The sequence below is a fragment of the Kitasatospora sp. NE20-6 genome (assembly GCF_045862635.1).
This window is the reverse complement of record NZ_BPRL01000040.1, coordinates 29,989-42,398: the sequence shown is the minus strand read 5'-3', so window position 1 is coordinate 42,398 and position 12,410 is coordinate 29,989. Positions and strand designations below refer to the sequence as shown.

Genomic DNA, 12,410 nt, shown 5'->3' with positions numbered 1-12,410 from the left:
GGCTGTGGCGGCAGGGTGGAGACAGAGGGGTGGCGGGTGCGCCGGCGCGGTCAGCGACAACAGGAGGTGCGGCACGGGCGGACGTTCACGGTGCTGCTCCCTCCTGGGCGGTCCTGGCGACTGCGCCGAGCGTTCCACGGCCGGAGAACCGGAAGCAAGTCTTTCCACATCATGGGATCGCATGTTCATGTTTGCCACGTTCTTGCAATGCCGACGCCACAATGCGGCACCACCTCGTGCCATAACCTCGGAGCACCAGTGCAGTTGTCCCGATCGAGGTGTCATGCCCGAAGCCGCCAAGGCCCCGGCCCCGCCGGTGCCCCAGACCCCGCCCGCCGGCGCGCAGGCCGTGCACCGGGCGCTCAACCTGCTGCACTGCTTCCATGACAACGGGCCCGACCTGAGCGCCTCCGACCTTGCCCGCCGGATGGGCCTCTCGGTGTCGACGGCCCACCGTCTGGCCCGGACCCTGGTCTCCACCGGCTTCCTGGAGCAGGACGCGCACACCGCCCGCTACCGGCTCGGCCCGACCGTCGCCGAACTCGGCCAGCTCACCTTCCACCAGCGCGGCCTGCACCTGGCCGGCCCGGAACTCGACGCGCTGGCGCGCCGCACCGGCGCCACCGCCGACCTGGCGATCCGCAGCGGCCCCCACGCCGTGATCCTGGTCGGCGGTTCCGTCCGTCCCGACGACGGCCTGGGCCTCCGGCGGCCGCTGCACTCGACGGCGCTCGGCAAGGTGCTGCTGGCCTGGCCCGGGGCCGGAGATCCGGAGCCGGCGTCCCTGGGGCCGCTGACCGCCTTCACCGACCGGACCATCACGGAACTGCACTCGCTCGAACAGGAACTGGCCGGAGTCCGGGCAGCCGGTCACGCACTGAACGACGGTGAGTCGGCAGCCGGTGTCCGCACCCTCGCCGTCCCCGTGCTGGACTGCACCGGCCACGCCCGCTTCGCGCTCGCCGTGCGCTCCACCCCCGACCGGCTGACCGCCGACCGCCTGCCGGGCGCACTCGTCCAGGCGAAGACCTGCGCGGCCGCCCTGGCCGTGCTGCTCCTGCCCCCGGACCAGCGGGCGGCCTGACCCGTAGCCCGGAGCCCCCGTAACCCCGTAGCCCCGGACCGGCGGGCGGCCCGACCCGGAGCCGCCGTACCGCGCGAACGTGCGGGAACCCGGCCCCCTCCCCTCGCCGATCGAATTCCGCAGGTGTGACGGATGCCCGGGCTGGCAGGATCTGCCCATGTCGACAGAACCCTTGCTGGTCAGGGCCCGCGGGCTGTGGGAGGGCCTGGCCGCGGCGCCGGTGTCGTTCGCGCCGGTGGGAGGTGTGGACGTGGTCGTCTCGCCGGAATCGGGGATGTGTCCTGCCGGCTGGGTCGGGCTGGTGTCCCTGGGCGGGTCGGCGATCGTGACCGCGCCCGGTGAGCGTGCGGCGGCGATCGTTCGCGACGCGTTGGAGGTGCTGCCGGTGGCGGCGGTCACGGATGCCGATGCGGTTCGCGGGGTGCTGCCGGTGGCCCGGGTGCTCGGCCCCGCGATGCTGGCCTACCTGTCCCCGGACGCGTTCCGGCCCGTCCGGCCCGGCGCGCAGGCGGTGGAACAACTGCCCGGAGAGCACCCGGACCTGCGGCGGCTGGAGCAACTGGCGGGCGAGGAGGACACCGGGGAGGCCGGTCTGCGGGAGATCACCTCGCCGGCGTTCGTGCTCCGCGAGGGCGGCGAGGTGGTCGCTGCTGCCGGATACCGGTCCTGGCCGGGCCGGACCGCTCACATCAGCGTGCTGACCGCGCCTGCGTGGCGGGGACGGGGGCTCGCCCGGGTGACGGGCTCGGCGACGGCGGCGCACGCACTCGCGGTCGGGCTGCTGCCGCAGTGGCGCGCCGGGGTGCCCGCGTCCCGGCGGGTGGCGGTCGCCCTGGGTTTCGAGGAGCTGGGTGCCCAGCTGAGCATCGAACTCGCGTAGCGGGATGGATGTGCGGTCGGGGGCAGCGCCCGGACCGCGCCCCGGCAGGATCCGGCGCCCGGACCGGGCCCCCGGCAGGATCCGGCGGCCGGACCGCGTCCCCGACAGGATCCGGCGGCCGGTCGGTGGGGATCCAGTGCAGGGTTGTCAGGCGCTCCTGGACGGCGCGCGCCTGCCGGCCGGAGCAGCCGGCCGGGCAGGTGGAAGGCGTCCTGAACCGCCGGCCAGGCCGCGCACCGGATGCTCGACGGCGGCCGCGGCCGCGGCCGCGACGGCGGCCTCGAAGCCGCCCAGGGCGCCGGACCCTGCCGGACGCCGCGACAGGTGCCGCGGGAGCGATTGATGTCAGATTGGCCCGGTCCGGGGTGTTTTGGCCTTCTCATCAGACACCCTGCTTCCTCACAGCTTCTGTTCATACGGGTACGATCCGGCTTCGGCCCTGCGGTTCCCGTCGCGGGCCTGCGGCTCCGGCCTGCCCGGACGCAACCCCCAATTTTCCGTACCGGTGCGCCGTAACGGCGTGCCGGTGGACCTGTGAGGTCTCCATGAAGCTGCGCCGTGCCCTGGCGATATCCGCCGCCACGACGCTGGTCACGGGCGCTGCCGCCCTGGCCGCCCCCGCCGCCCTGGCCGCCCCCGCCGCCCTGGCCGCCCCCGCGGCCGTGCCGGCCGTCGCGCACGCCGCCGCCCCCAAGGTGGGCGGCACCGTCTCCCTCAAGGACTTCCCCGCCGGCATCGCCGCCGGTGGCGGCCAGGTCACCTTCACCGAGGTGATCAGCAACAGCGGTGACGACGCCGTGGCGCTGCCCGTCCTGTTCCTGTCCTCGGCCGGCAACATCGCCACCAGCCAGGTCAAGGCCCAGTTCAAGAACCCGTACACCAACAAGTGGGTCGACGCCCAGCTGGAGAACGACGGCCCGGACGGCCCCGGTGTCGCGGTGATCCTGGGCAGCCTCAGCGACGACGCCGAGCCGGACGAGAACTCCGTCGTCTTCGTCCCGGCCGGCAAGAGCGTGAGCATCGAGGTCCACCTCTCCCTGACCTCCGCCGCCGTGGCCGGCGCGGCCACCGCCCAGCCCTACGCCGTCCTGTACCCCGCCGACGCGGAGTCCGAGGAGGAGCCCGACGGCGACGGCTTCCTCGTCGGCGCCAAGAAGGCCTTCACCATCACCGCCTCCGGCGGCGGCTCCTCGGCCAGCGCGTCCGCCGCGCCCTCCGCCTCGCCCAAGCCCAGCGGTTCCGCGAAGCCCAGCGGTTCGCCCAAGCCCAGCGGTTCCGCGAAGCCGACCGGTTCGCCCAAGCCCAGCGGTTCCGCGAAGCCGACCGGTGCGCCGACCGGCAAGCCCACCGGCGTACCGACCGCTCTCCCCACCAAGAAGCCCTCCACCACCACCGTCACCGAGGCCAAGAACCTCGCCAGCACCGGCGGCGGCAGCAACTCCACCGCCATCGCCGCCACCGGCGCCGGTGTCGTCGCCCTCGGCGCCGGCGCCCTGGTCCTGCTGCGCCGCCGCAAGACCAACACCCACCGCGCCTGACAACCTGACGGCCGCGATGTGCTCGTACCGGACGGCGCGGTCAGGAACCCCGGCGTGGCCCCTGACCTCGCGCGGCCCCGGTCGGGGCGCCCCGGCCGGGCGGGCCGGGGTTCCCGTCGACTGCCGGTGTCTCAGCCGATCCGGCCGAGCAGGTCGGTGACGTCCGCGAACACCCTGTCCCCTGCCGCCGCGGCGGCAGGGGACAGGGTGTCGAGGGTGAGGAACCCGTGGACCATGCCGGCCTCGCAGCGGTGTCCGACCGAAACGCCCGCGGCAGCCAACCGGGCGGCGTAGGCGTCGCCCTCGTCCCGAAGCGGGTCGTGCTCCGCGGTGATCACGACACCGGGCGGCAGCCCGCCCAGGTCGGCGGCGAACACCGGGCTGACCCCGGGGTCGGCGCGTCGGGACGGATCCGGAACCCACTGCTCGACGCCCCACGCGACGTCGTCGGCCGTCAGGCCCCAGCCCGTGGCCTTCGACCGCGCGCTGGGAGAGGAGAGGGTCAGATCGGTGTTGGGGTACACCAGGATCTGGGCGGCGGGCAGCGGTCCGCCTTCGTCGCGCAGCCGCAGACAGGCGAGCGCGGCAAGGTTTCCCCCGGAACTGTCCCCCATGACCACGGTCGGGCCTGCGGCCCCGGTGCCGGAACCTCCGTCGGTGACCGCCCACCGGACGACATCCACGCAGTCGTCGACGGCCGCCGGCCACGGGTGCTCCGGAGCCCGGCGGAAGTCGACACTCAGCACCGCCGTACCGGTCCGGAGCGCCAGTCTGCGGCACACCCGGTCATGCGACTCCAGATCGCCGATCGTCCACATCCCTCCGTGGAGGAACACCACCAGCGGCCCCCGCGCCGCCGACGGCCGGTAGAGACGGGCCCCCACAGCAGCCGGGCCGATCGTCAGATCCTCGACGTGGGCGATCGCGGGGCCCGGAGGCCGCGCCCCGACGCGGAGCCGCTGCGCCCGCCTCAACCCCGCCGCGCCCACGGTGCGGGCAGGAAGCCCGGGGTCCTGCCGAACTGCCCCGACGAAGGCGGCCAGTTCGGCGTCGGCGAGCGGAGGATCGATCGGTTCGGCCATGCAGGACAGGATGCCACCCCGACCCGAACGCCCCGCCCCGGGCGGCCTCCTGATCGAACCGTGCGGATACGCCCGGGATCGCAGGGGCGCGGCACGGCCGATCCGGCGAACGCCCGGCGGCGGGACGGGTACGCCTGCGGCACCTCTGCCGCCGGACTCCTCCGCTACGGCGCCGGCGCGTGCGCCGCCGGCTGGGGCCGGGCGGAGCCGGTGCCGGTGGTGCCGGGCCGGAGGAGGCCGATCAGCGCTGCGCCGAGGACGGCCGGGACGACGAAGGCGTAGAAGCCCGCCTCGGGCGAGCCGACCAGGGCGGTGGCCGCGGCCAGGTAGCTGGGGCCGACGATGGCGCCGACGCGGCCGACGCCGAGGCTGAAGCCCAGCGCGGTGCCCCGCAGATGGGCGGGGTGCGCCCGTGCGACGAAGATGTTGACGAGGGCCTGGGTGCCGAGCGCGCCGGCTCCGGCGACGCCGGACGCGAGGAGAAGGACGGCGCGCGGCTGCGGGGTGCTCAGCGTGATCATGGCGACGGCGGCGAGGAGGAAGCTGACGACGGTGGCGGCCTTCAGCAGTCCGCGGTCCGCGATCAGCGCGGCGCTCAGGGTGCCGACGACGGCGCCGACGTTGAAGGCGATGGCGAACTCCAGGGACGAGCTGAGGTCGTACCCGGCCTTGATCATGAGCGTGGGCAGCCAGGTGCTGGCGCCGTAGACGAGGACCAGGCCGCTGAAGGTGGCGGCCCAGAACAGCAGGGTGGCCCGGCGGTACCGGGGGGTGAGCAGCTGCCCGACCCGGTTGGCCGGCGGTCTCTGCGGTGCGGTGCCGGGTCCGTGCGGCTTCGGTGCTGCGGGGGTTCCGCCGGAGAGACGTGCGGGCACGAGGCGCAGGACGACGGGGACCAGCAGGAGGGGGACGACACCGAAGAGGAAGAGGGCGTGGAAGTCCCATCGGGGCAGCAGCGCGCGGCCGACGATGCCGGTGACGATGCCGCCGATGGCCAGGCCGGTGGTGGCGGTGCCCACGTGGAGGGAGTGGCGGGCCGGGTCGGCGGCTTCGCTGACGTAGGCGGTGACGAGGGGGATCAGCGCGCCGATCCCGACGCCGGCGAGGAACCGTGTGGCGGCGAACAGCGGCAGGTCGCCGGCCATCGCGCTGAGCAGCATGCACAGGGACAGCCAGGTCAGACTGACGGCCATCGGTGCGCGGCGCCCGTACAGGTCGCCGGCCCAGCCCGCGGCGATGGAGCCGAAGGGCATGCCGAGGGCTGTGAGGCTGCCCAGCAGGCCCAGGGTGGAGGGGGTGACGCCCCAGCCGGGGTGGGCCAGCAGGGAGGGGCCGACCGTGCCCAGGACGAAAAGGTCGTATCCCTCGATGCAGAGGATGACGAGGCCGAGGGCGACGGCGGGGCCGGTGCGGACGGCCGGACGGGACGGTTGAGAGCTGGTGTTCATGTCCGTGCTCCTGAGGAGGGTGGGGGACGCGCGGTGCCTGGCCCGCGCCGCGCCGTTCGACGGCGGGCGCGCCGGACGTGTGCGCGGTCTCGGGCCGGCGGTGGGGAGCTCGTGGTGGGGGAGCTCGGTGGTGGGGGTTCGGTAGGGGAGTTCGGCGCTGGGGAGTTCGGCAGTGGGCGAGCTCGGTGGTGGGGCCGTGCGCGGTGGGTGGCCTTCGCCGGTGAGGGGAGGGCCATCCGCGGGGGCGCCCTGTCGCGGGATCGCCGGTGGGCCCGGCCTGCACCGCCGTGTGCCGCTCAGACGGAGGCCGGCCCGCCCGTGGCGTGCTCGACGAGCCGGTCCGGGTCCGGCAGGTGGTCCCCGGCCCAGGCGACGTACTGGTCCGGCCGGACGAGGAGGAGGTCGGTGCCCAGGTGGTGACGCAGACCGGATCCGCTGAGGTCCAGTACGTCCAGCGGTACGTGCCTGCGCTTGGCGGCGTCCGCGAGCAGGGCGGCGTCGCGGGTCGCCGTGTCGGTCAGGCAGAGCAGCGTGAAGCCCGGGCCGAGGAGGTCGTACAGGGAGCGGGGTCCGATCCGGGCGTGCGGCAGCCGCTGTCCGGCGGTGGTGCCGGTGGTGCCGGGGGTGTCGGTGGCGCCGGAGATGACGGGGGAGGATTCGAGGCGGATGTCGATGACCAGGTCGAGTGCGTGGAACTCCGCCGTTTTGGTGTCCTGGATGCGCAGGTGGGCCGCCCGGCGGGCGGATTCGCCGAGCGGGCCGTCGGTGTCGAGGTCGTCGGCGACCAGTTCGGGTGAGGTGACCGCCATGTTGGCGGTCGCTTCGCGGATGACACGCTCCTGGACGGGGCGGCGTTCGTGCTCGTAGCTGTCGAGCAGGGCGGGGCCGCCCCATCCCTGCAGGACGGCGGCGAGCTTCCAGCCGAGGTCGACCGCGTCGCCGATGCCGGTGTTCAGGCCGTGGCCGCCGAAGGGCGGGTTGAGGTGGGCGGCGTCACCGGCGAGGAAGATGCGGCCTTCCCGCATGCGGTCGGCGATCTGCATCCGCGCCGTCCAGGGGTCGGTGGACAGCACCGTGGCGGCGGTGGGGCGGCCGACCGCGGCGTCGATGAGCTCCTCGGCCCGGCGTTCCCCGGTCTCGCGGTCCACGCCGAACGCGATCATCCACCAGGTGCCGTCGGTGTCGATCGGGCCGAGAAGGGCCGGGCAGTCGCGGTTGACGACCCAGTACTGCACGGCCGGGCCGTGCCGTACCTCCACCTCCAGGGCCGGCGCGTGGAAGACCATGCCGAAGTTGGGGCGCAGCGCGTGCTCGCCGTCGTAGCGGGCGCCGATCTGCTCGCGCACGGTGCTGCGCGGGCCGTCGCACCCGAGGAGGTAGTCGCAGGTGACCGTCCGCGTCCCGCCGTCGGGGCCGGTCAGTTCGACGGTGACGGCGTCCGGGTCCTGCCCGGCCCGCGTGAGGGACCACCCGGTGGCCAGGGTGCACGTCGGCAGGCTGCGGACGGTGTCGCGCAGCAGCTCCTCCAGGACGTACTGGGGGGCCTGCTGCCCGAGTTCGGGGAAGCGGTCGCCGTCGGGTACGAGGCCGAGCACACCGGTGAAGCGGGACAGTTCACGGCCCGTCAGCGTGGTGCAGAAGACGATGTCCTGCGACCGGTCCGCGGGCAGCGGCGCGCGGGTGCGCAGGTCGTCGGCGATGCCCCAGCGCCGTAGGTGCTCCATGGTGCGCACGTTGACGGTCTTGCAGCGGGGGCGCGCGTGGGAGACGGTCGTGCGGGGTTCGACGACCAGGACCCGGATGCCGCGCCGCCCGAGTTCGACCGCTGCGGCGAGGCCCACCGGTCCTCCTCCGGCCACGACGACCTGGGGATCCGTCATGAGCGGGTCTCCCGTCGGTGCGGGCCGCCGGTACGGCGCCGCGGGGGGACGGCCGGCGGCGGGGGTTTCACGGGGGGTCTCTCCGGCCGCGGGGGGAGGAGGTGGGAGGTGTTCCGGCAAGGCGATCTCTCCGTGCGGTTGTGGGGTGCGGGTGGGAGCGGGGCGGGGGGCCGGGGGCGGGGGCGTTTCCCGGGCTTGGCGGGTGGGCGGGTGGGCGGAACGGCACGGTCGCGGCCCCGGGACGGCCCCGGCCTCCGGCTCGCGCCGGCGGGTCAGTCGCCCATCAGGACGAGCATGGGGTCGGGCAGGTTCTGCTCCAGCGACCAGGCCCGGTCGGTGAGTTCCTCGACGGTGGCGCCGGCGCGGCGGGCGGTGAGCATGGCGGCGGGGTCGAAGGCCGGCCCCACGGAGTCCTCGCGGTACTCGTCGCCGTGCATGTAGGCGGTGGCCTCGTGGGGTTCGGCGAAGTTGTCGATCTGCATCTCGACGAAGTTGCCGTCGGGGTCGCGGTAGTAGAGGGAGGTGGTGACGCCGTGCGCGATGCTCACCGCCGGGAGGATGCCGGTCTCCTGAAGCTTCCCGTAGCGGGCGAGGAGGTCGTCGAGGGTGTCGAAGGTGTAGGCGACGTGGTGGGCGCAGGCGGTGGCGGGGGTCTTGCGCTCCAGCGGGGTGGGCGGGGTGATCAGGGCGACGCGGTGGTGCTCCTCGTCGAAGGTGAGGAAGCACAGCGCGTCGTCCTGGAAGACGGTGTGGCCGTCCAGGACCGCGCAGTACCAGTCGCGCATCTCGTCGGGCCGGCTGGTCTGGAACACGACGTGGGCGAACTTGGGGGCTGTCATGTCGTTCCTCTTCGGTTTCGGTGGAGGGACCGGCGGGGGTGTCCGCCGGTGCGGACGAGCCGGTGCGGGTGAGCCGGTGCGGGCGGGCCGTCGAGCACGCCGGACGACCGGTGGTGAGCTCGACGGCCCGGGCACGGGGCACGGGGTGGTGGTGCGGTGGCGGTGGTGCGGTGGTGCGGGCCCAGGCGTCAGTTCGTGAGGTCGTGCTCGACGCCGCCGGCCCAGACACGGAGGATGTTGCGGGTGGTGGTGATGTCCGCGAGGGGGTCGCCGTCGACGAGGACGAGGTCGGCCCGCCGGCCGGGGGCGATGGTGCCGCGATCCGTCAGGCCGAAGGCCTGGGCCGGCTGCACGGTGGCCGCGCGCAGGGCTTCGGCGGGGCTGAGGCCGGCGTCGACGAGCAGTTCCAGTTCGTGGTGCAGGCCGGCCCCGAAGGCGGGATGCACGGGGACACCCGGCGTGTGGTTGGAGTCGGTTCCGGCGAGGATCCGCACACCCGCCCGGTGCAGGGCCGTGACGCTGTCGCGTGCCGCGTCGTAGTTCAGCCCGGGGATGCCCAGGGCGGCGAATCCTTCCATCATGGTCAGGGTGGGGACGGCGGTGCGTCCTCCCGCGGCGTACCGGCAGGCCTGGGCGGTGGTCAGCGCGGTGTCCAGCGGGACGTGGTGGATCACGTCGATGCCGGCGTACAGCGCCTCCTCCGCGGCGGCGCCCGTGACCGCGTGGCCGTTGACGAGCTTCCCGACGGCGTGGGCGGCGCGGGTGAGGGCGGTGAGCGTGGCCCGGTCCAGGCCGGGCACGTCCACGATGACCTTGATGTGGTCCGACCCCTCGGCGAGGCGGGCGGCGACGAACGCCACCGCCTGGTCGGGACTGCTGATGATGCCGGAGGGAGGGAAGCCGGGGAGGTGGGCCTGCAGGCTCTCGGGGCCGACCGCGGGTGTTCCGGCGCTGCGGATGTCGGTCAGGCCGGTCCGGTGGCGCAGGGAGTCGACCAGCGAGGCGGGCCAGCAGGCCATGTCCAGGGCGGTGGTCACCCCGTAGCCGGTCAGCTGCTGCAGTGTGGTGACGTCCTGGAGGTGGACGTGGGCGTCGATCAGGCCCGGGAGCAGTGTCGCGCCCTGCCCGTCGACGATCCGGGCGCCCAGGGGGTTGAGTCCGATCGCGGGGCCGTCGACGACCACCGTGCGCGGGGCGCTGAGGGTGCGTCCGTCGAAGACGCGCACGTTGGTGAGGGCGGTCCTCTGCGGTGCCCCGCCGTCGGTGGCGTCGGTGGCGGCGACCGCCCTCCCGGGGGCGGCCAGTACGGCCGGTACGGAGGCCAGTGCGGCCCCGGCCACGGCCGACCTGAGGAGGTTGCGCCTGGTCCACTCGCTGCTGCACATGTGTCCTTGATCCCTTTCTGGGGGTCCGAGAATCGGGCTGTGCTCAGGGGAGGTGCGTGGAGCGGTTGTGCTCGGTGCGGGTCACGGGTGACGGGTCACGGGTGACGGGTGACGGGTGACGGGTTACCGGTCGCGGTCGCCGGTCATCGGCCGTCCCCGGCGAGGCGGGGGAACAGGCGGGCCGCGTTGCCGCGTTCCACGGCGGCGAGCTGCCGCGCGCTGAAGCCCTCGAAGCGCGTGAGGTCGGCGATGCCGTGGTCGACGGTCGCCTCCGGTGCGGCCGGCCAGTCGGTCCCGAAGAGCACGTGGTCGGCTCCGGTGACCTGCAGGGTCGGCAGCAGGGAGTGGGCGGCGCCGGCCAGGGCGGTGTCGTAGTACAGGCCGTGCAGGACGTGCGCCACGTGGGCGGGGTCGATGTCGGCGTCGCCGGGGCCGCGGCCCATGGTGGTGTGTTCGGCGATGCGCCAGCCCAGGGTGGGCAGGGCTCCGCCGCAGTGGGCGAGGATCAGCGTGAGGTCGGGGTAGCGCTCGAAGACGCCGCAGTAGAGGCCGTTGATGATGTTGCGGGCGGTGTCGAAGGGGTATTCGCACACCGAGCTCGGGCGTCCCCGTCCCAGCACGTCCACGTGCGGGGGGTCGGTGGGATGCAGGAGCACCGGCACCCCGCGGCGGTTCAGGTCGGCCAGGACGGGTTCGTAGAAGGGGTCTCCGAAGTAGTGGCCGAGGCTGTTGGAGGTCAGCATGACGCCGTCCAGGCCGAGGTCGTCGAGTCCGTGGGCGATCTCGGCGAGCATGGTGTCGGGGTCGTCCAGGGGCACGGCGGTGAAGGCGCCGAACCGGTCGGGATGCCTGGCGATCAGGTCCGCGTATTCGCGGTTGACGCCGCGGCAGAAGCGGGTGGCGAAGTCCGGGTCGTCCGGGCGGCCGGCGAAGGGCCAGGGGGCGGACAGCAGCTGGGCGGCGATGTCGTGGCGGTCCATGAAGGCCAGGGCGGCCTCCGGGGTCCAGCCGGGGGCGATCCTGTAGCCGCCGGCCAGGGTGAACCCGGAGCTGAACAGGGCCTCGACGGTGCCCCCCAGGTAGTGGGCGTGGACATCGATACGACGGGTCATGATGCGGGCTTTCACGTCGGGAGCGGTCACGGCCGCCCGGCCGGTGCGGTGCCGGTACGGATCGAGGAGTCGGACTGCAGGCGCGGCTGCGGCTGCGGCGGTGGCGACCGGGGGCGGGTGGGGCCGTGCCGCGGGACCGGTGGACGGCACGGGTGGTGCCGGTGGTGCAGGCGGCTCTGCACGCCGCGGCGCGTCAGGCGTGCCGGTCGCCGTCGGACGCCCACGCGGCGCACTCCTCGGCGAACGCCAGCTGGCGCAGGTGCAGGGCGTGGGCCAGGCGGTGGTGGTCGATGCAGTGCCCCGTGGCGCGGGCGACGCCCGCCTCCACGAACGGGGCGGCGGTGAACATCCCGGCGAAGAGGGCGACGTTGTGCGGGCTGCTGTCCCACAGCGCGTCGAATTCGGCGAGCGCGTTGTGCACGGGTACCCGGACCCGCGGGGCGACGGTGGGCAGGTGCTCCTTCGGCCACAGCGGGGCCTGCGCGAGCTCACGCACCGGCACCGGCGCGTAGGAGGCGTGGGCCTGGTGCAGGGCTTCGGGCCGGTAGGTGGAAGCCGGCCCGAACATCACCTGGTCCCGCTGGTCGTAGGGCAGGTCCACGGTCGCGTCGAGCGGGAGGGAGCCCAGGGCCTCCGCGGCGCCGCCGGGCGGGATGACCGCCCCCATGCCGGTCGCCGAGACGCCGATCAGCGGGAAGGCCGGGCCGTCGGCGGCGATCATCAGGGCGATCATGCCGCCGATGGAGTGCCCCACCAGGAACACCTGCTCGGCGGCGAGGCGCTCGGCCGCCTGCCCGACGGCGCGGCTCAGCAGGTCGGCGTGGCGCTCGAAGGTGTTGCCGGCCGGCTCCAGCGGTGTGCTGCCGCCGTAGCCGGGCCGGTCCAGGGCCACGACGGGGTACCCGTGCGCGGCGGCGACGTCCAGGAACGACCCCTGGGGAGAGCCTGCGACGTCGAAGTAGCGGGCGGTGTACGTGCCGCCGTGCAGGGCGGCTATCAGCGGCCTTCCGGTCGCTGCCGCCGGTCCTGCGGTGATGCCGGCGATCGTGTGTCCGTCGACCTCGAAGGTCAGGGTCTCGCGCTGCTGCGCCATTGCTGGGCTCCTGCCGGGTGGGGGTGAGCGGGCCGTGCGCCCGGCTCCTCGGTCGAAGAGGGCGCGGGC

Annotated in this window: 10 protein-coding genes; 3 read left to right on the top strand and 7 right to left on the bottom strand. The window is 74.3% G+C overall.

All coding sequences use genetic code 11. The annotated features are described in order from the left end of the window. Positions 1-283: 283 nt before the first annotated feature. The 3 genes from SNE206_RS25540 to SNE206_RS25530 all read left to right on the top strand — a co-directional run bounded on the left by SNE206_RS25540 (position 284) and on the right by SNE206_RS25530 (position 3,502). The gene (locus tag SNE206_RS25540) at positions 284-1,084 is read left to right on the top strand and encodes an IclR family transcriptional regulator (protein WP_407915836.1); all 801 of its coding nucleotides are present in this window, start codon (positions 284-286) and stop codon (positions 1,082-1,084) included. A 157-nt stretch (positions 1,085-1,241) separates the two neighbouring features. After that, the gene (locus SNE206_RS25535) at positions 1,242-1,964 is read left to right on the top strand and encodes a GNAT family N-acetyltransferase (RefSeq protein ID WP_407915835.1); all 723 of its coding nucleotides are present in this window, start codon (positions 1,242-1,244) and stop codon (positions 1,962-1,964) included. A 545-nt stretch (positions 1,965-2,509) separates the two neighbouring features. Next, positions 2,510-3,502, top strand: a complete 993-nt coding sequence (locus SNE206_RS25530) for an LPXTG cell wall anchor domain-containing protein (protein WP_407915834.1) — start codon at positions 2,510-2,512, stop codon at positions 3,500-3,502. 131 nt (positions 3,503-3,633) lie between these two features. Here SNE206_RS25530 and SNE206_RS25525 read toward each other — a convergent pair whose 3' ends face one another. From SNE206_RS25525 to SNE206_RS25495, 7 genes are all read right to left on the bottom strand, one after another. Then, on the bottom strand, positions 3,634-4,584 hold the full coding sequence (locus tag SNE206_RS25525; protein WP_407915833.1) for an alpha/beta hydrolase: 951 nt from the start codon (positions 4,582-4,584) through the stop codon (positions 3,634-3,636). 164 nt (positions 4,585-4,748) lie between these two features. Beyond that, on the bottom strand, positions 4,749-6,032 hold the full coding sequence (locus SNE206_RS25520; RefSeq protein ID WP_407915832.1) for an MFS transporter: 1,284 nt from the start codon (positions 6,030-6,032) through the stop codon (positions 4,749-4,751). 296 nt (positions 6,033-6,328) lie between these two features. Further along, positions 6,329-7,912, bottom strand: coding sequence for an FAD-dependent monooxygenase (locus SNE206_RS25515; protein ID WP_407915831.1), 1,584 nt, complete (start codon positions 7,910-7,912; stop codon positions 6,329-6,331). Between the two features lie 272 nt (positions 7,913-8,184). Further along, entirely contained in the window at positions 8,185-8,751 is a 567-nt protein-coding gene (locus tag SNE206_RS25510) for a VOC family protein (RefSeq protein WP_407915830.1), read from the bottom strand. Between the two features lie 188 nt (positions 8,752-8,939). Continuing rightward, positions 8,940-10,136 (bottom strand): amidohydrolase family protein, encoded by a 1,197-nt coding sequence (locus SNE206_RS25505; protein ID WP_407915829.1) that lies wholly within the window; start codon positions 10,134-10,136, stop codon positions 8,940-8,942. A gap of 143 nt (positions 10,137-10,279) precedes the next feature. After that, positions 10,280-11,248 (bottom strand): amidohydrolase family protein, encoded by a 969-nt coding sequence (locus SNE206_RS25500; RefSeq protein WP_407915828.1) that lies wholly within the window; start codon positions 11,246-11,248, stop codon positions 10,280-10,282. A 193-nt stretch (positions 11,249-11,441) separates the two neighbouring features. Beyond that, positions 11,442-12,341, bottom strand: a complete 900-nt coding sequence (locus SNE206_RS25495; RefSeq protein ID WP_407915827.1) for an alpha/beta hydrolase — start codon at positions 12,339-12,341, stop codon at positions 11,442-11,444. Between the last annotated feature and the right edge of the window lie 69 nt (positions 12,342-12,410).

What these genes read in the sequence shown, in the direction of transcription:
- SNE206_RS25520 (WP_407915832.1), bottom strand. Translation starts at nt 6,032, where the DNA reads ATGAACACCAGCTCTCAACCGTCCCGTCCGGCCGTCCGCACCGGCCCC.
- SNE206_RS25540 (WP_407915836.1), top strand. Translation starts at nt 284, where the DNA reads ATGCCCGAAGCCGCCAAGGCCCCGGCCCCGCCGGTGCCCCAGACCCCG.
- SNE206_RS25515 (WP_407915831.1), bottom strand. Translation starts at nt 7,912, where the DNA reads ATGACGGATCCCCAGGTCGTCGTGGCCGGAGGAGGACCGGTGGGCCTC.
- SNE206_RS25510 (WP_407915830.1), bottom strand. Translation starts at nt 8,751, where the DNA reads ATGACAGCCCCCAAGTTCGCCCACGTCGTGTTCCAGACCAGCCGGCCC.
- SNE206_RS25500 (WP_407915828.1), bottom strand. Translation starts at nt 11,248, where the DNA reads ATGACCCGTCGTATCGATGTCCACGCCCACTACCTGGGGGGCACCGTC.
- SNE206_RS25530 (WP_407915834.1), top strand. Translation starts at nt 2,510, where the DNA reads ATGAAGCTGCGCCGTGCCCTGGCGATATCCGCCGCCACGACGCTGGTC.
- SNE206_RS25535 (WP_407915835.1), top strand. Translation starts at nt 1,242, where the DNA reads ATGTCGACAGAACCCTTGCTGGTCAGGGCCCGCGGGCTGTGGGAGGGC.
- SNE206_RS25525 (WP_407915833.1), bottom strand. Translation starts at nt 4,584, where the DNA reads ATGGCCGAACCGATCGATCCTCCGCTCGCCGACGCCGAACTGGCCGCC.
- SNE206_RS25495 (WP_407915827.1), bottom strand. Translation starts at nt 12,341, where the DNA reads ATGGCGCAGCAGCGCGAGACCCTGACCTTCGAGGTCGACGGACACACG.
- SNE206_RS25505 (WP_407915829.1), bottom strand. Translation starts at nt 10,136, where the DNA reads ATGTGCAGCAGCGAGTGGACCAGGCGCAACCTCCTCAGGTCGGCCGTG.